We start from the raw sequence: 22,777 nt of genomic DNA on the forward strand, positions 1-22,777 counted from the left end.
GTCGATAATGGGTACGGAGTGAAAGGATGATACGTATGAAGTGGCTCGTGATTGGAATAATAATTCTTCTCCTTTTTATTTTGCTTATACTATTGTCGAAAATAAAGCTTAAAGTGACATTTTTATATTCAGAAATGGAAAAGCAATGTTTGTTTCAAGTGAAAATATGGATGATTCGATATACGTTTGATGTATTGGAAAGAATTGAAAAACAACAGAAAAAGACAGGGCAGAAAATCGAAAAAGCTGAAAAAGACGGTGGATTAGATAATAAAATTATGGCGCAACTTGATAGTATGGGGGAGCTGATAAAAAAGCTACAAGAAGTTCATACTATTGTTAAAGATTTTCTCAAACGAGTGAAAATCAATGGGTGGAAATGGCACACGCAAATTGGAGCAGGCGACGCAGCTAGCACTGGAATTGTCACTGGATATGCATGGGGGACAAAAGGAATGGCTGCTGGAGTTGTAGGACAATATATGCATATTGTCGACGTACCAGAATTTGAAATTACCCCTGTTTTTCAAGGGAAAGGATTTGCATCAAGATGTGAGTTAACAGCATCTTTTCGTATATTCCGTATTGTAAAAACAGCGGTAAAATTACTTGTGTTTATGAGGAAGCAAAGATCTGGTATGACAGAAAAATCTGTTCAAGCATAGGGGGGATATAGAATGGACCATCCAATTCAAGGTTTAATGACAACCGCAATGCAGCATTTAAAACAAATGACTGATGTAAATACAATTGTTGGTGATCCGATTAAAGCGGCAGATGGAAGTGTAATTCTTACCGTTTCGAAAGTTAGTTTCGGATTCGCTGCTGGTGGAAGTGAATTTGGAAAAGTAGAACATTCAGGCCGTCATCCATTTGGCGGGGGAAGTGGTGGAGGAGTTTCTATTAATCCTGTTGCTTTTCTTGTTATAAATGGAGACGGTGTAAAAGTGTTGCATTTAGATAAGCAAACACACGTCATCGATAAAATAATTGAATTAGCGCCACAAGCTGTTGATAAAGTGAAGGAAATGATGGATAAACGAAAAGAAGACGATCCTGAATTTCAAATTTAACAAATAAGAAGCTAATCAATGGATTAGCTTCTTTAATTTTTTTGTAAATAAAGCGATTTTATTTGCATTATCGATAGGGACAAACTATCATTTACATTGTACATATTTTGTTTAAATAAGGGAGGATTTTCAAGTGGCAAACGTAACTTTTAAAGGTAACCCAATGACTTTAGTTGGAACAGAAGTTAAAGTTGGCGATCAAGCGCCAAAATTCCAAGTATTAGCAAATGACTTATCTCCAGTAAGTTTAGAAACATACAAAGGCGAAGTAAAATTAATTAGTGTTGTACCTTCAATCGACACAGGTGTGTGTGATGCACAAACACGTCGTTTTAACCAAGATGCAGCAGGTATTGAAAACGCAAAAGTATTAACAATTAGCGCTGACTTACCATTCGCTCAAAAACGCTGGTGTGCAGCAAACGGTTTAGAAAATGTTGTAACACTTTCTGACCACCGTGACCTTTCATTCGGTGAAGCTTACGGCTTAGTAATGAAAGAGCTTCGTTTACTTGCTCGTGCAGTATTCGTAGTAGATAGCAACGACAAAGTAGTTTACGCAGAGTACGTAAGCGAAGGTACAAGCCATCCAAACTATGAAGCAGCATTAGAAGCAGCTAAAGCGGCAAAATAATGTGAAAGAAATGACCTCTTATAAAGAGGTCGTTTTTTCTCATGTATTGCTGCGTAATGGTACCAATATATGAGAAAAAACGTTATATCATATATAACTTAAAGGGGAGCTCTTTGCAGGAGGTCGCTTTTTCTTTTTGGAAAAAAACACTTTGTGGTATGATATAAGTTATGTGTAAAAGAGAGAAGGAGGAATGTACGTGAGTCAGACAGTAGAAACATTATTTTCTATTTTTGATTCTTCTGCGGTAGTTTTACGTAAAGAATTAGATGTAACATATTTAGAGGCGCTTGTAGAAACAGGTAATAACTTGTTTGAAGGAGCAATTTTACAAGAGGAATTATCCGAATCAGCAATTGAAAGGCTGAATCGTGAATATAGTACGTTTAATGAAGAAACATATAAAGGTGAAGAAATTCGTAAAGCATTTCAGTTAGCCATTTTAAAAGGAATGAAAGAAGGCGTACAAGCGAATCACGAAATGACGCCTGATGCAGTTGGAATGTTCATGAGCTACTTATTCCATAAATTTATGCAAGGGCAAAACGAAATTACTGTTTTAGATCCTGCAATTGGAACAGGTAACTTAATGACTACAGTATTTAATAGCGCCAAAGAAGGAATAGCAATGAGTGGATTTGGTGTAGAAGTGGATGAAGTGCTAATTAAACTTGCTTTAGTAAATGCGAATTTACAAAAGCATGCAATCGAATTCTTCCATCAAGATGGACTAGCGCCACTTTATATCGATCCGGTTGATGCAGTCGTTTCAGACTTACCGATTGGTTACTATCCAAATGAAATCGGTGCAAGTGAATATAAGTTAAAAGCAGATGAAGGAATGTCGTATGCCCATCACCTATTTATTGAACAAAGTGTGAAACATACGAAAGAAGGCGGGTACTTATTCTTCCTAGTACCAAACTTCATTTTTGAAAGTGATCAAGCACCAAAATTACATGCATTTATTAAAGAAACATGTTTTATTCAAGGGCTATTACAGCTACCTGTTTCCATGTTTAAAAACGAGAAAAATGCAAAAAGTATATTTGTTCTCCAAAAGAAAGGTCCTAGTGTAACAATGCCAAAACAGGCGTTATTAGTGGAGTTACCTAAATTCTCCAACATGAAGGCGATGGAGAACATTATGGATCAATTAAATACTTGGTTTGCAACCCACAAATAAGGCAAGGTATATGTAACAGGGTTAGTAATTCATGTAGTACAGTTTTATATGATATGTCATATTTTTAAATATATACTAGATTAAACTGAATTTTTTTGAAATCTGTAATATATATTTTTTCTTGGTGTTACAATTTTTTCACTTGAAATATATGTCGGACGATGTTTAAATTAAAATCGTGAGTATAAAATTTACTAATGATGAAACGTTTTCATAATGAGTGAATTTAATTAGATAAAATCGAGCGGTTTGTGGACATATCCACACAACTACCAAGAGAAAAAGGGGCGAAAGACTAGATGTCAAAAATCATCGCGATTAACGCAGGAAGCTCTTCCTTAAAGTTCCAATTATTTGAAATGCCAAGTGAAACAGTATTAACAAAAGGTTTAGTAGAACGTATCGGTTTAGAAGATAGTGTCTTCTCAATTACTGTAAATGGCGAAAAACAAAAAGAAATTACAAACATCCCAGATCATGCAGTAGCAGTTAACATGCTTCTTAAGAAATTAACTGAAAACGGAATCGTAAAATCTCTTGATGAGATTGGCGGTATCGGTCACCGTGTTGTACACGGCGGCGAAAAATTTGCTGATTCTGTTTTAATTACTGATGAAGTATTAGCTGATATCGAAGAATTAAGCGATTTAGCACCACTTCATAACCCAGCAAACCTTGTTGGTATTAAATCATTCCAAGAAGTATTACCAAACGTACCAGCAGTAGCAGTATTCGATACAGCATTCCACCAAACAATGCCGGAATCTGCTTTCCTATACAGCTTACCATATGAGTACTATGAGAAATTTGGCATCCGTAAATACGGTTTCCACGGAACTTCTCATAAATACGTAACTGAGCGTGCGGCTGAATTATTAGGTCGTCCACTTGAAAGCTTAAGCTTACTTTCTTGTCACTTAGGTAACGGTGCAAGTATCGCAGCAGTAGAAGGCGGTAAATCTATCGATACTTCTATGGGCTTCACTCCACTTGCTGGTGTAACAATGGGTACACGTTCTGGTAACATTGACCCTGCGTTAATTCCATACATCATGGAAAAAACAGGCCAAACAGTAGAAGAAGTAGTTAACGTATTAAACAAGAAGAGTGGTATGTTAGGTCTTACTGGTTACTCTAGTGACCTACGTGACATCATCACGAAAGAAGAAGAAGGCGACCACCGTGCGAAAGTAGCACTTGATGTATTTGTAAGCCGTATCCACAAATACATCGGTTCTTACACAGCTCGTATGAAAGGTGTAGACGCAATCATCTTCACAGCTGGTATCGGTGAAAACAGTGCAGTTATTCGTGAGCGCGTATTAGAAGGCCTTGAGTACATGGGTGTATACTTCGACGTAAAACGTAATAACGTATTTGGTGAAGAAGCATTCATCAGCTTCCCACACTCTCCAGTAAAAATTATCGTAATTCCAACTGACGAAGAAGTTATGATCGCTCGTGACGTACTACGTCTTGGAGATATTGGTTAATATACTATATGAAAAAAGACGAGATCCTATAGGGTTTCGTCTTTTTTTTGTTGGATATATTTCAAGATTCCATCTGGATATAGTGCTTTCTCTTTTTGAATGAATGCTGTCATGGGAATCCATTTCGCATATGATGCTGTTTGCTCATCTTGTATATTCAGTATTTCCATTTCATATAGTGATGTGTCTAATAAGCGTAAAGAATATAGTTGAATGATTTCATGACCAACTTCTCCATCAAGATGCAAGATGTTTTCTAAGCAGCCTAAATAATTGGTGATTTCCACTTCTGTATGAAGCTCTTCTTTAAATTCACGAATAACGGTATGTGCTGATTTTTCACCAAGTTCAATTGAACCGCCAAGAGGTCGGTAATATGTTTCATCGCCTGTATGATATTCTTGTACGAGAAGGCGATCGTGATGTATAGCAATGCCAAAAGCTTTTGCACGTGGATACATATATAATCACTCCTTATTTCTTTTGTATAAGGATGATTATAAGGCAGTGTGTAATAAAAAGTATCGTGTTTAAGCTTGCGGTCTAATCGTGATCCCATCAAATAAATCATTCCAAAATGCTTCATTGTACTGGTATACATCCATAATAGGGCATTTTATAACACAAATGTTTTGTAATCCCCAATCTTCTTGGGCGATAGTTGGTACATCTTCAGGAATGAGTAATAGGACAGAGAATGTATGTTTAACTATTTGAGATAAAATTTGTTCCAAGGAACGTGCTTCTTCGTATGTTCCTCCAGTTCGAATAAACGATATGGATTCTGCCGTTTCCATTGTAGTTAGAAAACGATGAATTCGATGCTCATAGTTTAACTTAATTTCTGTATAAGAAGGCCAAGATGTTGGTGTGTTTACATCTGTTTTAAAGTCGTGGCAGGAGTCGATTTCATATAGGTTGTCACGGAGTCTTAATTTCGCACCATCATCCCAAAATGAGATGAAGGATAAGTTTTCGAACTGTAAAAAACGGTCAAATCGATTTTGTAATAATACATTCACTTTTTCTAATGAAGGGCTTAGCATAAAATCGATAACGCCAAAAAAGGGTGATAAATAGAATTGATATAAAGCCCAAGCAGGCCAGCAGTTTTGTCCTAAGCTGAATACTGCATTATATTCTTTTTTTATATTGGATAGATTCATGTGATTTATCTCATCCTTTTTGCTAATATTTTATGTCACTAAAAAATGGTATGTGAATAAAGATAGACAAGCATATTTGCAAAGAATAAGCAGAAATATGTTACAATAGAAAAAAATCGAACGAGGTGGTTGTTACGATGCGATCGAAGCGAGAACAAGCCATTTTAGACAATATAAAAGAATGGGAATCGCAATTAGTTGAGCAAGAAGCGACTGATTTTCAAAAAATGTTTGATAAATGGGTACATACTACAATTGCGAAATTGCCGGAGAAAAAACGAAAAGATTTCTTTACGAAAGCAGATGGATGGCTCTTTCATTTGCATGCATTGATTCAAAGTTCACAATCACAATTAGATGCGCGTAATCGTATTTTAGGAACGTCGAGATTATTTGATGAATCGATTGAGCAACTAGAAGATTTGAAAGCATTATCTATTGATCAATTAACATACATAGCAGAGCAACAAACAGCACGACATCGCCTATATTCATTCGTACAAGGCGGAGCAACGGGTGCTGGGGGTTTATTATTATTAACAGCTGATTTTCCGGTTATGATCGCGTTAAATGTGAAAGCTGTTCAACTTATTGCAACATCATTTGGACATGATGTGAACAAGCCTTATGAAATGATGCTTGCGTTAAAGGTGTTTCATGCGTCATTACTACCAGGAAGGCTTCAGCAATACGCATGGTACAATTTACTGCAAGAGCTAGAGCAAGAAGATTCGTTCTTTTATGAAGGAGACGAAGCGGTGTTACAGCCAGCTTCTACTGAAGTTGTGTTAAAACAAATTTTGAAAACATTTTCGATTTATGCTTTACGTCGTAAATTATTCCAAGGTATTCCGGTAATTGGAATGGCAATCGGGTCTACAGTGAACTATCGTTTAACGAGAAACGTTACTGAATTTGCAAATAGATTTTATCAAGTGCGCCACATAGTCGAGAAGGAAAAAAGAGCGTAAAAAAAAGCGAGAGGCCGAAGCCTTTCGCTTTTTTAATTTGTTGCATGCTTTTTGGACATTGGAATAGATACTGGTTGCTTTTCTGCTTTCTTCTCTGCTTTTGGATAATAAATTAAATCCAATGTTTTTGCCTGTACGGCAATCGAAAGAATAGTAAAAGCAATTTCTGTCCAATTTAAATAATATAATGAAAGCGCAAGAACAATCGCGTCAAAGACGAAGAAAATTTGCCCAATTGTAAAACGAGTTCGTTTACTTAATACAATTGTTAAAATATCGTCTCCGCCGGTTGCACCGCCAAATCGCAATATAAAACCGAGTCCAATACCAGCTAACGCACCGCCAACTACTGCAGCTATAAATAAATTATTTGATAAATCGACCGTAAATGGAGAATAATTTTCCATAAGAGAATAAAATACTCCGAATGAAATCGAACCTAGGAATGAATAGCCAACCATTTTTTTACCTAAAAATGAAGCACATAGTAAAATAATTGGGATATCCATAATTACAGTTGAAATGGATGGTGAAATATCATAAAAATTTTGGATGAATAGTGCAATTCCTACAAAGCCACCTTCTGTTAAGTGGTTTTGGAAGTGAATGTGATATAGCGCTGCTGCTAAAATAAATGAACCGATTAAAACCATAAAAATTTCTTTAATAATTTGTCGACTTTGGATGTTCCTCATCGTTATTCCTTCTTTCCGTAGTTAGTAGTCCTTTTTGTGTTGTAAACTAACTACGAGCTCACATGTAGCTTCAGTTAGTTTACGAAAAAAACTAACTACGCTATATGTCGCTGAAGAAATAACGAATAATCCTCTCGTCCATCAATTCTCCCTACCTTCGTTTTAGTTTAAGTCTTAAAACGACTAAACAAAACGTAGAGTAGGATTCTTCATTTAGCAATCCTGCTCTTCTTTGTTTTGTTTAGCTAGTAACAATTAAGTCCTAAACAAAACGCTATGTGTAAGAAGAGTCTTTTTTTTGCCAAATTATCCTTCGGGCAATCATAATTTCCCCACTCTCGTATTTTTTTCGCTAGACTAAAGTATCTGAGCTGAAAAATACGCTACGTGTATGATTCGTCAATACGATGCCACATGCTCCTTCGAGCGATCATGATATCAAAATCCCTTCCTTCAAGATTTATATTATTATATCATACTTTCAAAAAATGTATGCGGATGGAAACCGACAATAAACGGAGGGAATCTACAAAAATTGTTATGTTTAAATATTTTTGTAGAAAAGCCTAAGTTATTTCGTGAAATCGGACAGTGTTTAAAAGTTTGTCCAATAAGTAAGAAAAAGATGGCGTTTATTCAGTTGTATCTTTCTGGTCACCTTTATCTTTAAAAAACGCATCCCAGCTAATCACACTTAAAAAAGTTAAAGCGATAATAATGAAAGCTCGCATAAAATTGAGACCTCCTTTTGTACATAGTATATGAATAATTTGTTTCAGAATGTGTCATTTTTTTACAAGTCTTAATTATTATGAGATTATATCAGTATAGATAGATGAAAGGGAGAGAGAAGATATGCTAAAAGACATGTTCAAAAGAAAAGAATTAGTATGCGTTTCATGTCAGAAAAAGATTCAATATGAAGAAGAGCTCGTTGCTTTTGTAAAGTTGCCAAAGGAAAGAAGTATATTAGTTGGACCGTTTGATGTATGTTTGGCGAAAACAGCACAAGAAATATATTGTAAATCGTGTTACGACAAAAAAGCATGACCCAAAGTGATTGAGGGGCATGCTTTTTTTCATTGGTGTGCTTTCCTCTCAGATACATTTTGAGTGAGTCGATACCAAAGCCAAAGGTCATTAATGATGGAAGCGAGATCGGCAATTTCTGAATTAAGTTTGCAGGAAATTTCGAAGTTTTCTTCGTTATTTAAATGATGCTGTTTTGCATTAATATAGTGTTCAAGCTCTTTTATACGATCAGGAATCTTTCCGCGAACTTGTTCCCATTTTAATAAAATAGCATGCTGCATTTTTTCGGGGATACTTTCCCAGTCTTCTTGTAAATGCGGAATTTCAATTCCTAGATGTTCATCGTATAAGAAATACTTTTCCATCAGTTCACCCCCGTTTTCCTGCTTATATTGTACATAAAAACAGAAAGAAGTTCGACGAAATTGTTTGAAAAAATTTGAAAATGACTCTTGATACATTTTGTAAAAGGTGTTAAAGTGTGTATTATTATAAAAGAAAATGAATATTTATTCTTTAGGGGGATGCAAAATGGAGAAGAAAAAAGTGGTATTAGCATATTCCGGAGGTCTTGATACTTCCGTTGCAATTAAATGGTTACAAGAGAAGAATTATGATATTATCGCGCTTTGTTTAGACTTAGGGGAAGGTAAAGACTTAGCATTCGTAAAAGAAAAGGCACTTTCAGTAGGTGCAATTAAATCATATATGATTGATGTTCAAGAGGAATTTGCAAATGAATATGCATTGATGGCTATGCAAGCACACACGTTATACGAAGGGAAATACCCTCTCGTTTCTGCATTATCTCGTCCACTTATCGCTAAGAAATTAGTAGAAATTGCAGAACAAGAGGGGGCGACTGCAGTTGCACATGGATGTACAGGGAAAGGGAATGATCAAGTTCGTTTTGAAGTTTCTATTCAAGCGTTAAATCCTTACTTAGAAGTGATTGCGCCTGTACGTGAATGGAAATGGTCACGTGAAGAAGAAATTGCATATGCAAAAGAAAACGATGTTCCAATTCCTATTAATTTAGATAGCCCATTTTCAATCGATCAAAACTTATGGGGACGCAGTAACGAATGTGGCATTTTAGAAGATCCATGGGCAGCACCGCCAGAAGATGCATATGAGATGACATTGGCATTAGAAGATACACCGAATAAACCAGAGTTTGTAGAAATTGGCTTTGAAGCAGGAGTACCGACTACTTTAAATGGTACTGTATATTCACTTTCAGAATTAATTAAAAAGTTAAATGCACTTGCTGGAAAACATGGCGTTGGACGTATCGATCACGTAGAAAATCGCCTTGTTGGTATTAAATCGCGTGAAGTATACGAATGTCCAGCAGCAATGACATTAATCACGGCGCATAAAGAGCTAGAAGATTTAACACTCGTAAAAGAAGTAGCGCATTTTAAACCGATGATTGAGCAAAAAATAACAGAACTTATTTATAACGGTTTATGGTTCTCTCCTTTAAAACAAGCGCTTAACGCTTTCTTACAAGAAACGCAAAAGAATGTAACAGGTACAGTGCGTGTGAAACTATTTAAAGGCCATGCGATTGTAGAAGGACGTAAATCTGAGTACTCTTTATATGACGAAAAATTAGCAACATATACTGCTCAGGACGAATTTAATCATGATGCAGCAGTTGGATTCATTTCATTATTCGGTTTACCGACGAAAGTATACAGCCAAGTGAATCAAAAGAAGGTGGAAGCGTGAGCAAACTTTGGGGCGGACGTTTTACAGAAGAAGCGGAAGCGTGGGTTGAAGAGTTTGGAGCATCCATCTCCTTCGATCAACAATTAGTAAATCAAGATATAAACGGAAGTATTGCACACGTAACGATGCTAGCAAAGCAAGGCATCGTTACGAAAGAAGAAGCTGAGAAAATAAAGGTAGGGCTTCAGTATTTATTAAAAGAAGCAAAAGAGAATAAGCTTCAATTCTCAGTAGAAGCAGAAGATATTCACTTAAACATTGAAAAAATGTTAATTGAACAAATTGGCGAAGTAGGAGGGAAACTTCATACTGGGCGAAGCCGTAACGATCAAGTAGCGACTGATATGCATTTATATTTAAAAGAAAAAGTAGAGCATATTATTAAAGCTACAAAACAATTGCAAACGGTTCTTGTTCATCAAGCGGAAAATAATATTGAAACCATTATGCCTGGCTATACGCATTTGCAGCGTGCGCAGCCAATTTCATTTGCGCATCATATTCTCGCTTACTTTTGGATGTTAGAGCGTGATGTGAATCGTTATGAAGATTCATTAAAGCGCATTAACATTTCACCATTAGGAGCAGGAGCATTAGCTGGGACAACATTCCCGATTGACCGAGAATATAGTGCGGAGCTTCTTGGATTTAATGGAATCTATGAAAATAGTTTAGATGCAGTAAGCGATCGTGATTTCATACTGGAGTTCCTAAGTAACTCATCTATGCTCATGATGCACTTATCACGCTTCTGCGAAGAACTTATTTTATGGAGTAGCCAAGAGTTTCAATTTATTGAAATGAGCGATCAATACGCAACGGGAAGCAGCATTATGCCGCAAAAGAAAAATCCAGATATGGCGGAACTAATCCGCGGTAAAACGGGCAGAGTGTACGGTAATTTATTTAGTTTACTTACAGTCATGAAAGGATTACCGCTCGCTTACAATAAAGACTTGCAAGAAGATAAAGAAGGAATGTTTGATACAGTAAAAACAGTAGAAGGATGCCTTCATATTATGGCAGGCATGTTAGAGAAGATGACTGTCAACAAAGAAAAGATGGGGCAAGCTGTAACGCAAGATTTCTCAAACGCAACAGAAATTGCTGACTACTTAGCAAGTAAAGGACTACCATTCCGTCAAGCTCATGAAATTGTTGGGAAGCTAGTGCTACACTGCACACAAAAAGGAATTTATTTACTAGATGTACCACTAGCAACATATAAAGAAATGAGCTCATTATTTGAAGAAGATTTGTATGAAGTTCTTTCACCATATGCAGCTGTAAAGCGTCGTAACAGTGCTGGCGGGACAGGATTTGAGCAAATTGAGAAAGCTTTGGAGAAGGCGAAAGGATTAGTTAGAGAGTTCGTTGGAAGTTGATTGGTTTATAGGGCAGAAGGTACGCGAATCTTAGTAGAGAGAAGCGTACCTTTTTTGTGATTTTTATAGCTTAAAGTTAATCATACTTATGCCGATCTTCTGTAATTCGAATATACTCAATATCCATCAAATCACGTAGTAATGCACCATTACTTAGTTCCACACCATGTTTTTCTTTAAAATGTGTACGGATTGTATGTAACATTTCGAGCTCTTTCCCGTTCACATCTAAAATAATACGTTCAGAATCATTCATGTAGCATCCTCCTTTTTTAACATATATATTTTGTCCGTCTATTTCTAAAAAATGTATGTTAACCTAAAGTTAGGAAATCAGAAAGGAATGGACAATGAGACGTATTTATTTTATAGGGATAATTTTGTACACGCTAATTGTATTACATGTTGCATTCCCAAACATCTTTTCATTTAAGGATGTAGAAACAGTACACGTTGGGATATTTATCTTTATTCTATTTGTAGTAGATTGCTGTATTTCAATATGGCTTTCGAAAAGAAAACATGTACAAGATAAAAAAGAAATGGAACGGAAAAAGAGAAAACGTTCATTTTGGATGATGACGTATTGTTTTTCTTTAGCGATTGCTGCTGCTTTTTTTAGTGAGAATATTCCATTGGAAAGATTCGGTATTGGATTTGGAGCGTTCGTATTCGCATACTATTTTTTCGTGCACTTTCTTCCTTATATGAAAGAAAAGCGAGGAGAAGAGGAAGATCCGCTTGTAGAAGAAGCGAGAGAGCAAGAGCATAAGAGAATAGAAGAAGATATAAAGAAGCTCGGAGAACAAAAATGGTATTTAAAATCTAAAATCATATATGTTCTTTGCTTCATTACGCCGCCAATCGGTTATTTGTATGTGTTCTTGCTTCGTAAAAAAATGACAGAAGATGCAAAGCAAACGTACTTAACGATTGCGACGATCATGATGGCATTATGGTCTTTGAAGTTCTTACCGCCATATGTGTTGGCAGTAGCTGTTGTAGTGGTTGTTTGTCTTGTATTTATAGTGAAGTATGTGAAATGAAGAAAAACAAGAACCTGTGTTATTAAGCTAATAGATAGATTAAAGCAAGAAATGTTATACTACAATTTGCTTATTTAGTAATAATAGTTCAATCAATAGTTCATATCGCATTAGTAGTAAAAGACTACGATGAGGCAATAGAGTTCTATACAAAGAAACTAAATTTCACACTAGTCCAAGATATATATCAGCCAGAGCAAAACAAAAGATGGGTAGTGGTATCTCCTCCTGGTTCAGTCGGCACCACAATATTACTGGCTAGAGCATCTAAACCTGAGCAAGATTCCTTTATCGGTAACCAATCAGTCGGCAGAGTTTTTCTTTTCTTAAATACTGACGATTTTTGGAGAGATTATAATGAAATGATTTCAAGAGGAATAGAATTTGTGAGAGAGCCGAAAGAGCAAGAATATGGAATAGTTGCAGTATTCAAGGATTTGTACGGGAATTTATGGGATTTGTTACAACTAAAAGATGACCATCCAATTGCTCAAAGAATTAAGTAGAATACAGTTTAAACTTGATTAAACAATCAATTGAAAAATGAGGATTTTAAAATCCATGCAAGAGTAGAGAAAAAACAGAGAAGATTTATTTTTATGAGTAACATTAAACATCTTTATTCTTCTTACACAGTCGTGAAAAAAGGAGTGGATTACCCACTCCTTTTTTATCATTATTTAACAACATGTATTTATTGTTCATTCAAGCCTAAAGCTTCATTTCCCTTATCCACCAGTAAAACATGTGGACTTGGTGTTTTATTTATAAATTAAAGATCGCCTTGCTCCTCATCACCACGAACAACAAGGACATCGCATTTCGCATAGCGAATAATATGTTCAGAGACGCTACCAATTAGGAAACGCTCAACAGCATTTAAACCAGTTGCACCACACATAATTAAATCTACTTTATGGTTTGGAGCAATTTCTTTTGAAATTTTAGATTTAGGATTACCAAATTCTAATACAGTTTCAATTTTTTCAAGGCCAGCTTCAAGCGCAGTTTTTTTGTAGTCTTCTAATAAGTCTTCTGCAAATAGATTTGCACGTTCAGCGATTGCGCGGCTATAAGCTTCTACTGCTGAGTATGCTTTTACATCAACGATATGAGCAATTGTTAATGTTGCATTGTTACGTTTTGCGACTTGAATTGCTTTTTTAAAAGCTCTTTCTGCTTCTTTAGAACCGTCCACCGCGATTAAAATATTTGTATATGTATTATTCATAGTAAATTCCTCCCAATCATTTTTATTACCGTTTACAACTTTATTATAAAACAAATTTTGGTAATGTGCTTGTCGGAAACGTTACAGAATTTTGAAAACTTTGCTTTAATTCATTTTAGTTGTAATTGGGGCGAGAACTTGTTACATATGAAGTATAGCAATTTAAAAGGAGGCATGTTTGTGAGACACGCGCTCATTACAGCCGGTACGAAAGGTTTAGGAAAGCAAGTAACAGAAAAGTTATTGGCTAAAGGATATTCAGTAACAGTAACATACCATAGCGATATGGCGGCTATGGAAACGATGAAAGAAACATATAAAAATATGGAAGAGCGTCTACAATTCGTGCAAGCGGATGTCACGAAAAAGGAAGATTTACATAAAATAGTAGAAGAAGCGATAAGCCATTTTGGCAAAATTGACTTTTTAATTAATAATGCTGGTCCATATGTATTTGAACGAAAAAAGTTAGTTGATTATGAAGAAGACGAATGGAATGAAATGATTCAGGGTAATTTAACAGCGGTGTTTCATTTGTTGAAACTTGTCGTTCCAGTTATGAGAAAACAGAACTTTGGTCGTATTATTAATTACGGATTCCAAGGGGCAGATAGTGCACCAGGATGGATTTATCGTTCAGCTTTTGCAGCAGCGAAAGTAGGACTTGTTTCATTAACAAAAACAGTTGCTTACGAAGAAGCAGAATATGGTATTACTGCAAATATGGTATGTCCTGGTGATATTATTGGTGAAATGAAAGAAGCGACAATTCAAGAAGCACGTCAGTTGAAAGAACGTAACACACCAATTGGTAGATCTGGAACAGGTGAAGATATCGCAAGAACGATTTCGTTTTTATGTGAGGACGATTCCGATATGATTACCGGTACAATTATTGAAGTAACTGGTGCAGTAGATGTTATTCATAGACATCGATAGAATAAAATAAAGTGAAGTCTCGAATAATTGGACAGTTTATCCTGTATGCTGAGAGGTGCGGATAATACTGTCCTTTAATGTAAGGTTAAATCTATCGGAAAGCTTGTATTAATTTTTGTCAAATATTGAGATATTATGTTAAAATATAAGAGCATAGAAAGCGCTTTAAAAAATGATTCAGGGGTCATTTCATAACTCAAGGGGGAACTAATAATGCGTATCGGTATTCCAACAGAAATTAAAAACAATGAAAACCGCGTGGCGATGACGCCAGCGGGAGCTGTACATTTAGTACAAAATGGTCATGAAGTTTTTGTTCAAAAAGGAGCAGGTATAGGATCAGGCTTTACAGATGAAGAATACGTACAAGCTGGTGCGAAACTTGTTGAAACTGCTGAAGAAGCATGGAATCAAGATATGGTTATGAAGGTAAAAGAGCCAGTTGCAAGTGAATACGGCTATTTCCGCGAAGGTTTAATTTTATTCACATACTTACACTTAGCTCCAGAACCAGAATTAACGAAAGCATTAATTGATAACAAAGTGGTATCAATTGCATACGAAACAGTGCAATTAGACAATCGTTCTTTACCATTACTTGCACCTATGAGTGAAGTAGCTGGTCGTATGTCTGCACAAATCGGTGCACAATTCCTTGAGAAAAACAAAGGTGGTAAAGGTATTTTACTCGCAGGCGTTCCAGGGGTAAAACGCGGCAAAGTAACAATTATCGGCGGTGGTCAAGCTGGTACAAACGCAGCGAAGATTGCAGTAGGTTTAGGTGCAGATGTAACAATCATCGACTTAAGTGCAGAACGTCTTCGTCAATTAGACGACATTTTCGGTAACCAAGTAAAAACGTTAATGTCTAATCCATACAACATTGCAGAAGCTGTAAAAGAGTCTGATCTTGTTATTGGTGCGGTATTAATTCCAGGTGCAAAAGCGCCAAAACTTGTAACAGAAGAAATGATTCAATCAATGGAACCAGGTTCTGTCGTTGTAGATATCGCGATTGACCAAGGTGGTATTTTTGAAACAACTGACCGTATTACAACTCACGACAACCCGACTTACGAAAAACATGGCGTTGTTCATTATGCAGTTGCTAATATGCCAGGAGCAGTTCCACGTACATCAACTCTTGCATTAACAAACGTAACAGTACCATATGCAGTACAAATTGCGAACAAAGGCTACAAAGATGCTTGCTTAGGAAACACTGCATTACTAAAAGGTATTAACACATTAGATGGATACGTAACATTCGAAGCAGTTGCAGAAGCTCATGGCTTACAATACGCTGATGCGAAAGAGCTTCTTGAAAAAGCTCCTGCTTTATCATAATAGAAATACATGTAAGCCCCTCCTTTTGTAAGGAGGGGCTTTTTACTTGGGTTAATTGTCTAGTTTCTTTACAATTCTCAATCCGAACATCATTGTAAAGAAAAGAATGCCGAACAAGTAATACAAGGCATACTCAACTCGTATCATCGAATTTTTGTCAGTGATATATAAAATAAATAGTATCGCAGAACCGATTAAATGAGAGAGGCTGAAAATTTGCGCCATAAGTTTTAAACTCATCTTCTCGATTCTTTCATCCATCTCAGGTAATGGATATTTCTCGGAATCGTTCTTTTTTTTCTTAAAGAATATTCGTTTCACTATGAATAGTATTAAGGCTAAGAGTATGTATACGCCAGCGAATAGAAGGACAGAACTAATCTTTTCTTCATCATTATTATTGAAATAAAGAAAAGTTGAACCTAACAATAAAATGGTAAGATGCGAAATGAACTCTTGATTAAAAGTATTTTTCATTCTTTTTCCTCCCCAGTTTTATCTAATTGAAATAAATCTTCTACTTTACAGTTGAAAAACTCACATAATTTCAATGCTAATTCTAAACTCGGGTTGTATTTATTCTTCTCGATAGCGATGAGGGATTGTCTAGTGATTTGAACAGAGGAAGCTAATTGTTCTTGGGTGATGTCTCTAACGACGCGGAATTGTTTCACCTTATTTTTAATCAAATATACAAAGTCTCCTTTTTGTAAATTTGTTACATTTATCATATCCATTTTTAGGTAATAAGTAAATAAAACTTTACAAAAAGTAAACAAAACTTTACGTAAAATATAGCTTGTTATGATGTTGTTTTTTGTGATAATTTGGAATTAAATGAAAAGTGAAAGTCGATAGAGGGGATTCAATGGGGAGTAAAAATAGGAAGAAAAAGCAAGCCAAAAGACAAAAGTATATAAAGAAAAAACAGGAACAGAACATACCTCTTTCAAAAAAAGTAGTCATTATGATAGAAAAAACATTTCGGTATATTTGTATGGTCCTGTATGTAATTTTGTGTCTTTATTCAGCTAGGGTGTTTTACAGTTTTGGGATAACACCCAATATTATTGAGAATGTTTTTGGATATATCCTTGTCGCAATAGAGTTAGTCTTATTCTTTATATTATTTAATAAAGTATGGCCTAGTCATGAAAGTAAGAGGGATAGGAAAAGCAAAAAGAGCAAAAAATCTTCATCCGATTCAAGCTCATCAAGCGGATTTGGTGATTATAGTAGCAACGATTGTAGCAGCTCAAGTGATGGTGGAGGAGATTGCGGAGGTGGCGGAGACTAAGTTAGTTTTCAGAAGAACGACTAGTGAAAGGGTGAGATGAAATATGGAAACTGTGAATTTATTAGAATTAACAAAGGACATTCAAGATCAACACAAAAATTTCGTCGTTTCAAATGTAAATAATCATTGCTTACGAATCGCCGTATTTACTGGTGAATATGATTGGCACTATCATTCTAATTCGGATGAATTGTTTATTGTGTTAGAGGGAGAACTACTTATCGATTTTGAAGATGGAGAGACGGCGGTTTTAAAGCCAAATGATTCTATCTTAATTCCAGCGTGCAAGATCCATAGAACGAGAGCATTAAAGAGAACAGTAAATCTTTGTTTTGAAAATATAGAAGCTGATACGATTAAAGTGGAGCAGTTATGAAAAAATTATCTGTAGCCGAGTATAGAAAAATCCTTCCGATTTTAGAAAGTAATACAGGAACGACGACGTTTGCTTATGCGGTATGTGACCAAATGATAGATGGTGAGATTTTTGCCAACGAGAAGTTAACAGCAGGATTAATTCGTACAGCTAATGGTATCTATTATTTATTTGGTGATACTTATGATCAAAATTATAACGAAGATTTATTTTCCTATTTAAAAATGGCTATTGAAACAACAGAGAAGAGATTTACACTCTTCACTTCGAGTGACGAGTGGGAAATGATGATTGAAGGGCGTTTTAGTAATGCACTTCGGGACATGCCTCGAATGAAATTCCAACGAGAAATTTCTGAAGAGAGAAAACGAGATGCAAACAAAAATACATATGAAGTGAAGCGTATTGATAAAAGTGATATAGAACGAAGTAGTGAATTTACAGAGGAGTATTATAAAGAATATTGGGGATCAAAAGAGCTATTTTTGAACGGTGGTTTCGGATTTTGTATAGAACAAGATGGGATAATTGTAGCTGAATGTGTTTCGATATTTAGTGGGAATGGATTTGCTGAAATTGATATTGTGACGCAGGAAGCATATCAAGGGAAAGGATTAGCCCAAGCTGTTGCACAACGGTTCATTGAACATTGCACACAAAATGATATTACACCGTGCTGGGATTGTTATGTAGACAATATTCCTTCGCAAAAATTAGCTAGTAAATTAAGTTTTTATAATCCAATAGAATATAGATTGTTTGTACGTAAGAAAACGGGGGAATAAAAATGAATGTGGAGTTAACGAGATTTAAGGTGAAACAAGGTAAAAGTCATCGTGTAGATGAATGGATGCAGCTTCTTAATGGCAATATGAAAGAAGTGCTTTTGACACTAAACGACGAAAAGATGTACGTTGAGACAATTTTCCGGGAAATAAGAGATGGAGAAGAGTACTTATATTGGTATTCTGTGCAAGGAGAAGGCGGGGCTCTTGTCGAAAATTCTCATCATGAAATTGATAAAAAGCACTTAGCGTTTTGGTATGAATGTATTGATGAAGAAGCACGGTCTGTTGATATGAAAACAGAAGTCGTTATGATTCAAGATGTTGTGAAGGAAGCGATGAAATAATAGAATAGTATGTTGGAGAGAAGTGCATCAAAATAGGTGTGCTTTTTATTTTGAAAAAATTTTAAAAAGAAAAGTGTTATTTAGATATCTTTGAAAATAAAGGAGGATGTCAAAAGAAATTTAGGACAAACTATAATGAGATGAAAACTTCGAATCAAAAGACCTACCAATATACGGTGTAGTTGCAACAGGCAAAACAGAGGATTTACAAAGTTTACAAGGAGCACCATATATTAAGGCTGCTGTTAGAGGTGTAACAGTTGAGAAATATTGATTACAAGCGATAAATGTGAATAATCAGAAAATTTATGTTATAATATGGGAAAAGGAGGTTCATATGAGGCAAATACATGGAGCAATTTATATTTACATAACAATGTTTTTCGTGGCGATATCCTATGGATTAGGGCACGTGTATTCGCATCCTATACTAACTTTTTTGAGCGGAGCATGTATGGCGTTTGCGCTTCTTGTCCACCTTTTCTCAGTTTGGATCGTGAAATTTCAATTAAATATTAGTGAAATAGAAGAAGGCACTTTTTAAAGGGCCTTCTTTTTTAGTAATGTTGGCGAAGTCCTTGTAGTAATTTTTCAATTTCGTATTCAGTTTCTTTACATATAGACATTGTACGTAATCTGAAAAATAAGCTACGTAAGAAAGATTTTATATTTCCGTATAGAAACTCGTACGATTCAATATGTAGTGTTTGTTTTTGGACTGGTAATTGGTCTACTAAGTCATGAAGAGCTGCTATGAGTACTTCTTCCTTTAGACCATTTTGTAGCATTGAGACAATCGGATAAACGAGTCGTTCGTCTTCTTCATGTTTATAGTAAATAGAATGGACACAAACTTTGTTTAATAAAGTTTGTAATATTTCTTCGTAATATAAAGTTTCCAGTTTAGGACTACGAACAAGCGCTTCAAATGTATCAGAAGCATGAGCGATACTGTGTGCCCAGCCGTGGTCTTGAACATATCCACGGAAATCATGTTCATTGTTCATATATAGAATCAATTGATCTTTTACAGTTAAAATATCATTCTGTGATAAGAAATTATATTTTGTATCAGCATCAATAATGAGCGCAAGTAATAATGTCGTAAATGCACGAGTAAATACAGCATCTTCGTCATCCGAATGAATTTTATACAATAAATATTTTTCACTAATGCTTTCTAATAATAGTTTCTGTAATTGTGTGTGTGAAATGTAGTCCTTTTTGATGAGATGGTAAAAAGTAGAGTAAATAAGTTTGTCTCTTAAATAGCTATCGGTAACACCGATATGCTCAAACATATTGGAACTTAAAGAATCAATGTTAAGTGTGTTATCCAATATGTAATTATTATTACGAATTTCTTCTAACTGTTGTTGTAACATATAAACCTCCTATTTTAGAAAATTCTGTATTTTTATAATATGATAAGAGGGAGAAATAGACAATAAATAAGTGCTTTTGAATGGAGGGGGCATTATGAAGAGAGCGTTATTCTTTTTCATTAGTATTTTCTTTTTAGGAAGTTGTTCGATTTCGTATGTTACTTTTTCTAGCGAGAGCAAAAGTTGGACGGGGCAATATAAAGGGTATATTAAGGATGACAGTGAAGATGGAATGTTTACGTTTCAATATAAGGGCGGAGATGGAAAGACAGAATTTTAAAATTTAGAGATTGCTATTAATGGAGCCTTTAGTGCAATGACAGAAACGTCAGAAGTTCATAAAGGAGCAAGGATTGAAATGAAATCTTCTTGTGTAAGTTGTGCACCTCTATCTAAAGATGAACCGATAGAAGTTGTAATTAAATGGGATGATAAGTATGAGGAGAAGATGGTGTTAAATTTGAAATAGTAGAGAAATAAAAAAAGGCAGCACTTACGCTGCCTTTTTATTATTTCACAAATTGTAATTCTTTCGGGAATTTCGTTAAAATTTCTGACCCGTCTTGTGTGATGTAAATATCATCTTCAATACGAACGCCACCTACGTTTGGTACGTAAATACCTGGCTCGATTGTGAAGACCATACCTTCTTTTAATGGAGACTCGTTACCAGCTTTTACATCTGGATATTCGTGTACGCTAATTCCAAGTCCGTGACCAAGGCGGTGTGGGAAGAAGTCGCCGTAACCTGCATCTGCGATAACAGAACGAGCAGCGTTGTCGATTGCGCCAAGTGTAACACCTGGTTTACATGCTTCAACTGCTTGTAGTTGTCCAGCAAGTACAGTGTTATAAATGCGAGTTTGTTCTTCAGAAATTTCACCGAATGCCACTGTACGTGTAATGTCAGAGCAATAACCTTCAATGATTACGCCTAAATCAAATAGTACGAAATCGCCGCGTTTCATTTTGTTTGCACCTGGAATACCGTGTGGAAGAGCAGAGTTTGCACCTGCTAATACCATCGTATCAAATGACATTTTATGTATGCCTTTTGTTTTTAATTCGTGTTCAATAATTGCTAATACTTCTAGCTCGCTACGATTTTCTTTAATTGCATTTACACCAACTTCAACAGCGTAGTCCGCCATTTTAGCTGCTTCGCGTAAAATAGAAAGTTCTTTTTCATCTTTAATTAAGCGAAGTTCACGAACTTTCTCCTCAGCTGATTTGAAAGCTGCATTTGGGAATAACTTTGTTAATTCTTCGTAGCGCTCTACGTTTAAATGTTCTTTTTCAATTGCAACTGCATTTGCATTGATGCCGCGGTCTTTAATTGCTTTTGCAATCATATCCCATGGTCTGTCAGTATCAGTAAATCCGATAATTTCATGTGCCCAGCCAGCGTTACGCGCTTGACCTTCTTCCATTTTAGGGCAAATTAAAATAGGTTCTTTTTCTTGGAATACAAACATGCCAAGAAGTCTTTCGTGTGGTTCACAGTGGAAGTTTGTCATGTAGAAAACGTTTGGTGTAGAAGTTAAGAACGCAGCTTCTACGTTTTTTTCTTTTAGCCATTGCATTAAATTTTCTAATCTAGCATTCATCGATTGGCACCCCCGAAATATTTAATTACAAATATAACTTTACATCGGAGGAAAGCGTTATGACAAGTAAATCGATGTTAGAAAAGACAGGGAATTGAAAAATCATGTAGAATAAAAAGTGAGAATGTGAATAGGGGAGGAATGTAATAATGAAAGTATCTTATCATGGACATTCAGTTGTAAAAATTGAAACGAATGGAAAAGTGATTTTAATTGATCCATTTTTAACTGGAAATCCGAAGACAGATTTAAAGGCCGAAGATGTAAAAGTAGATGCGATTCTTTTATCACATGGACATGGTGATCATGTTGGAGATACAGTAGAGCTTGCGAAGAAAAATAATGCAGTTGTTGTGGCACCATTTGAACTAGCGACATTTTTAAGTTGGCAAGGTGTAAATACACATCCGATGCATATTGGTGGTTCGCATGAATTTGACTTCGGAAAAGTGAAGTTTACACAAGCATTCCACGGTTCTAGTTATATTGATGAAGAAAATAAGACGATTACATATACAGGTATGCCAGCAGGTATTTTATTTACAGCAGAAGAGAAAACTGTATACCATGCAGGAGATACCGCTCTATTCTCTGATATGAAATTAATAGGGGAACTGAATAACATTGATATAGCGTTTTTACCAATTGGTGATAATTTCACAATGGGACCAGAAGATGCTGTTTTAGCAGCGAAATGGACTCAGGCGAAAACTGTTGTACCGATGCATTACAATACGTTCCCAGTAATTGAACAAGACCCATATCAATTTGTAGAAAAGCTACAAAATTGTACAGGAAAAGTATTAGAAGCTGGAGAAAGTATTACACTATAGAAAAGAAACCCTTCATTTGAAAAGACAAGTGAAGGTTTTTTTACGTGTGTAGGACAGCTTTTAAAGGTTGTACTTGTTTTGATGATTTTTTTCTTTTTGGAAGTGGCTGTTCAGGTGTTTCATTCAATTCCATTGCAACTTTTTTTCCGTCTACGAAAGCTAAAAATACAGCACTTACAACTTCTAATAATTTTTTCATCATATATCCGCTC

Annotated in this window: 30 protein-coding genes and 2 pseudogenes; 21 read left to right on the forward strand and 11 right to left on the reverse strand. The window is 35.5% G+C overall.

The window, feature by feature from the left end:
• Window positions 1-26: 26 nt before the first annotated feature.
• The 5 genes from ILT06_RS01300 (at window position 27) to ackA (ending at window position 4,386) form a co-directional block, all read left to right on the forward strand.
• The gene (locus ILT06_RS01300) at window positions 27-665 is read left to right on the forward strand and encodes a DUF2953 domain-containing protein (protein ID WP_222654773.1); all 639 of its coding nucleotides are present in this window, start codon (window positions 27-29) and stop codon (window positions 663-665) included.
• A 12-nt stretch (window positions 666-677) separates the two neighbouring features.
• Complete coding sequence (gene ytfJ, locus ILT06_RS01305; protein WP_000350003.1) at window positions 678-1,073, forward strand: GerW family sporulation protein; 396 nt, start codon at window positions 678-680, stop codon at window positions 1,071-1,073.
• Between the two features lie 133 nt (window positions 1,074-1,206).
• The gene (gene tpx / locus ILT06_RS01310; protein WP_000024522.1) at window positions 1,207-1,707 is read left to right on the forward strand and encodes a thiol peroxidase; all 501 of its coding nucleotides are present in this window, start codon (window positions 1,207-1,209) and stop codon (window positions 1,705-1,707) included.
• 199 nt (window positions 1,708-1,906) lie between these two features.
• Window positions 1,907-2,893 carry a class I SAM-dependent methyltransferase gene (locus ILT06_RS01315; protein ID WP_142315006.1) on the forward strand — a complete coding sequence of 329 codons (987 nt, stop codon included), beginning with the start codon at window positions 1,907-1,909 and terminating at the stop codon, window positions 2,891-2,893.
• Between the two features lie 299 nt (window positions 2,894-3,192).
• Window positions 3,193-4,386 carry an acetate kinase gene (gene ackA, locus ILT06_RS01320; protein WP_064474582.1) on the forward strand — a complete coding sequence of 398 codons (1,194 nt, stop codon included), beginning with the start codon at window positions 3,193-3,195 and terminating at the stop codon, window positions 4,384-4,386.
• 26 nt (window positions 4,387-4,412) lie between these two features.
• Here the strand turns inward: ackA and ILT06_RS01325 are convergent, their stop codons facing one another.
• Both ILT06_RS01325 and ILT06_RS01330 read right to left on the reverse strand, forming a co-directional pair.
• Window positions 4,413-4,847: an NUDIX hydrolase gene (locus ILT06_RS01325; protein WP_088048012.1), complete on the reverse strand. Its 435-nt coding sequence runs from the start codon at window positions 4,845-4,847 to the stop codon at window positions 4,413-4,415.
• A gap of 69 nt (window positions 4,848-4,916) precedes the next feature.
• On the reverse strand, window positions 4,917-5,552 hold the full coding sequence (locus ILT06_RS01330) for a DUF1796 family putative cysteine peptidase (protein WP_088048013.1): 636 nt from the start codon (window positions 5,550-5,552) through the stop codon (window positions 4,917-4,919).
• 137 nt (window positions 5,553-5,689) lie between these two features.
• Between ILT06_RS01330 and ILT06_RS01335 the strand changes: the two genes are divergently transcribed.
• The gene (locus tag ILT06_RS01335) at window positions 5,690-6,523 is read left to right on the forward strand and encodes an EcsC family protein (RefSeq protein WP_001256871.1); all 834 of its coding nucleotides are present in this window, start codon (window positions 5,690-5,692) and stop codon (window positions 6,521-6,523) included.
• A 32-nt stretch (window positions 6,524-6,555) separates the two neighbouring features.
• On the opposite strand, the gene ILT06_RS01340 is transcribed toward ILT06_RS01335, so the two are convergent.
• Window positions 6,556-7,218 (reverse strand): YitT family protein, encoded by a 663-nt coding sequence (locus ILT06_RS01340; protein WP_048544413.1) that lies wholly within the window; start codon window positions 7,216-7,218, stop codon window positions 6,556-6,558.
• An 855-nt stretch (window positions 7,219-8,073) separates the two neighbouring features.
• Here ILT06_RS01340 and ILT06_RS01345 point away from each other — a divergent pair.
• Entirely contained in the window at window positions 8,074-8,268 is a 195-nt protein-coding gene (locus ILT06_RS01345) for a hypothetical protein (RefSeq protein WP_000910293.1), read from the forward strand.
• Between the two features lie 29 nt (window positions 8,269-8,297).
• On the opposite strand, the gene ILT06_RS01350 is transcribed toward ILT06_RS01345, so the two are convergent.
• Complete coding sequence (locus ILT06_RS01350) at window positions 8,298-8,615, reverse strand: radical SAM protein (RefSeq protein ID WP_222654774.1); 318 nt, start codon at window positions 8,613-8,615, stop codon at window positions 8,298-8,300.
• Between the two features lie 166 nt (window positions 8,616-8,781).
• On the opposite strand from ILT06_RS01350, the gene ILT06_RS01355 reads away from it, so the two are divergent.
• The gene (locus ILT06_RS01355; RefSeq protein ID WP_088048015.1) at window positions 8,782-9,987 is read left to right on the forward strand and encodes an argininosuccinate synthase; all 1,206 of its coding nucleotides are present in this window, start codon (window positions 8,782-8,784) and stop codon (window positions 9,985-9,987) included.
• Window positions 9,984-11,372: an argininosuccinate lyase gene (gene argH / locus ILT06_RS01360; protein WP_088048016.1), complete on the forward strand. Its 1,389-nt coding sequence runs from the start codon at window positions 9,984-9,986 to the stop codon at window positions 11,370-11,372. The genes ILT06_RS01355 and argH overlap by 4 nt, the downstream gene beginning before the upstream one ends.
• 76 nt (window positions 11,373-11,448) lie before the next feature.
• Here the strand turns inward: argH and ILT06_RS01365 are convergent, their stop codons facing one another.
• Window positions 11,449-11,628 carry a hypothetical protein gene (locus ILT06_RS01365; RefSeq protein ID WP_064474588.1) on the reverse strand — a complete coding sequence of 60 codons (180 nt, stop codon included), beginning with the start codon at window positions 11,626-11,628 and terminating at the stop codon, window positions 11,449-11,451.
• A gap of 94 nt (window positions 11,629-11,722) precedes the next feature.
• Between ILT06_RS01365 and ILT06_RS01370 the strand changes: the two genes are divergently transcribed.
• Both ILT06_RS01370 and ILT06_RS01375 read left to right on the forward strand, forming a co-directional pair.
• Entirely contained in the window at window positions 11,723-12,418 is a 696-nt protein-coding gene (locus tag ILT06_RS01370) for a hypothetical protein (RefSeq protein ID WP_088048017.1), read from the forward strand.
• A gap of 83 nt (window positions 12,419-12,501) precedes the next feature.
• On the forward strand, window positions 12,502-12,924 hold the full coding sequence (locus ILT06_RS01375; RefSeq protein ID WP_088048018.1) for a VOC family protein: 423 nt from the start codon (window positions 12,502-12,504) through the stop codon (window positions 12,922-12,924).
• A gap of 266 nt (window positions 12,925-13,190) precedes the next feature.
• Here ILT06_RS01375 and ILT06_RS01380 read toward each other — a convergent pair whose 3' ends face one another.
• A complete protein-coding gene (locus ILT06_RS01380; RefSeq protein ID WP_001066680.1) occupies window positions 13,191-13,649 on the reverse strand; it encodes a universal stress protein in 459 nt (152 codons plus the stop codon).
• Window positions 13,650-13,796: 147 nt separating this feature from the next.
• On the opposite strand from ILT06_RS01380, the gene ILT06_RS01385 reads away from it, so the two are divergent.
• Both ILT06_RS01385 and ald read left to right on the forward strand, forming a co-directional pair.
• Window positions 13,797-14,588, forward strand: coding sequence for an SDR family oxidoreductase (locus ILT06_RS01385; RefSeq protein WP_088048143.1), 792 nt, complete (start codon window positions 13,797-13,799; stop codon window positions 14,586-14,588).
• Window positions 14,589-14,801: 213 nt separating this feature from the next.
• Window positions 14,802-15,935, forward strand: coding sequence for an alanine dehydrogenase (gene ald / locus ILT06_RS01390; RefSeq protein WP_001219390.1), 1,134 nt, complete (start codon window positions 14,802-14,804; stop codon window positions 15,933-15,935).
• A gap of 51 nt (window positions 15,936-15,986) precedes the next feature.
• Here ald and ILT06_RS01395 read toward each other — a convergent pair whose 3' ends face one another.
• Together ILT06_RS01395 and ILT06_RS01400 are read right to left on the reverse strand one after the other, a co-directional pair.
• Complete coding sequence (locus tag ILT06_RS01395; RefSeq protein ID WP_088048019.1) at window positions 15,987-16,412, reverse strand: hypothetical protein; 426 nt, start codon at window positions 16,410-16,412, stop codon at window positions 15,987-15,989.
• Window positions 16,409-16,672, reverse strand: coding sequence for a helix-turn-helix transcriptional regulator (locus ILT06_RS01400; RefSeq protein ID WP_141554606.1), 264 nt, complete (start codon window positions 16,670-16,672; stop codon window positions 16,409-16,411). The genes ILT06_RS01395 and ILT06_RS01400 overlap by 4 nt, the downstream gene beginning before the upstream one ends.
• A 131-nt stretch (window positions 16,673-16,803) precedes the next feature.
• Between ILT06_RS01400 and ILT06_RS01405 the strand changes: the two genes are divergently transcribed.
• The 6 genes and pseudogenes from ILT06_RS01405 to ILT06_RS01430 all read left to right on the forward strand — a co-directional run bounded on the left by ILT06_RS01405 (window position 16,804) and on the right by ILT06_RS01430 (window position 19,284).
• Window positions 16,804-17,232 carry a hypothetical protein gene (locus ILT06_RS01405; RefSeq protein WP_064474593.1) on the forward strand — a complete coding sequence of 143 codons (429 nt, stop codon included), beginning with the start codon at window positions 16,804-16,806 and terminating at the stop codon, window positions 17,230-17,232.
• A gap of 43 nt (window positions 17,233-17,275) precedes the next feature.
• Complete coding sequence (locus ILT06_RS01410) at window positions 17,276-17,608, forward strand: cupin domain-containing protein (protein ID WP_064474594.1); 333 nt, start codon at window positions 17,276-17,278, stop codon at window positions 17,606-17,608.
• Complete coding sequence (locus ILT06_RS01415; protein WP_064474595.1) at window positions 17,605-18,393, forward strand: GNAT family N-acetyltransferase; 789 nt, start codon at window positions 17,605-17,607, stop codon at window positions 18,391-18,393. The genes ILT06_RS01410 and ILT06_RS01415 overlap by 4 nt, the downstream gene beginning before the upstream one ends.
• Window positions 18,394-18,395: 2 nt before the next feature.
• Complete coding sequence (locus tag ILT06_RS01420) at window positions 18,396-18,740, forward strand: DUF6176 family protein (RefSeq protein ID WP_088048021.1); 345 nt, start codon at window positions 18,396-18,398, stop codon at window positions 18,738-18,740.
• A 92-nt stretch (window positions 18,741-18,832) separates the two neighbouring features.
• Window positions 18,833-19,014 (forward strand): annotated as a pseudogene (locus ILT06_RS32840) (anti sigma factor C-terminal domain-containing protein); the annotation flags it as partial.
• Between the two features lie 63 nt (window positions 19,015-19,077).
• Window positions 19,078-19,284 (forward strand): hypothetical protein, encoded by a 207-nt coding sequence (locus ILT06_RS01430; protein ID WP_001248905.1) that lies wholly within the window; start codon window positions 19,078-19,080, stop codon window positions 19,282-19,284.
• A gap of 13 nt (window positions 19,285-19,297) precedes the next feature.
• On the opposite strand, the gene ILT06_RS01435 is transcribed toward ILT06_RS01430, so the two are convergent.
• Window positions 19,298-20,125 (reverse strand): DUF2785 domain-containing protein, encoded by an 828-nt coding sequence (locus ILT06_RS01435; RefSeq protein ID WP_088048022.1) that lies wholly within the window; start codon window positions 20,123-20,125, stop codon window positions 19,298-19,300.
• Between the two features lie 94 nt (window positions 20,126-20,219).
• Between ILT06_RS01435 and ILT06_RS01440 the strand changes: the two are divergent.
• Window positions 20,220-20,594: pseudogene (locus tag ILT06_RS01440) on the forward strand (hypothetical protein).
• Window positions 20,595-20,634: 40 nt separating this feature from the next.
• Here ILT06_RS01440 and pepQ read toward each other — a convergent pair.
• Window positions 20,635-21,732: a Xaa-Pro dipeptidase gene (gene pepQ, locus ILT06_RS01445; protein WP_088048023.1), complete on the reverse strand. Its 1,098-nt coding sequence runs from the start codon at window positions 21,730-21,732 to the stop codon at window positions 20,635-20,637.
• A 149-nt stretch (window positions 21,733-21,881) separates the two neighbouring features.
• On the opposite strand from pepQ, the gene ILT06_RS01450 reads away from it, so the two are divergent.
• The gene (locus ILT06_RS01450; protein ID WP_088048024.1) at window positions 21,882-22,565 is read left to right on the forward strand and encodes a metal-dependent hydrolase; all 684 of its coding nucleotides are present in this window, start codon (window positions 21,882-21,884) and stop codon (window positions 22,563-22,565) included.
• A gap of 40 nt (window positions 22,566-22,605) precedes the next feature.
• Here the strand turns inward: ILT06_RS01450 and ILT06_RS01455 are convergent, their stop codons facing one another.
• Window positions 22,606-22,764, reverse strand: coding sequence for a hypothetical protein (locus tag ILT06_RS01455; RefSeq protein WP_176542836.1), 159 nt, complete (start codon window positions 22,762-22,764; stop codon window positions 22,606-22,608).
• Window positions 22,765-22,777 lie beyond the last annotated feature (13 nt).

This window comes from Bacillus sp. 17RED48 (assembly GCF_019837545.1).
Taxonomy (GTDB): domain Bacteria; phylum Bacillota; class Bacilli; order Bacillales; family Bacillaceae_G; genus Bacillus_A; species Bacillus_A wiedmannii.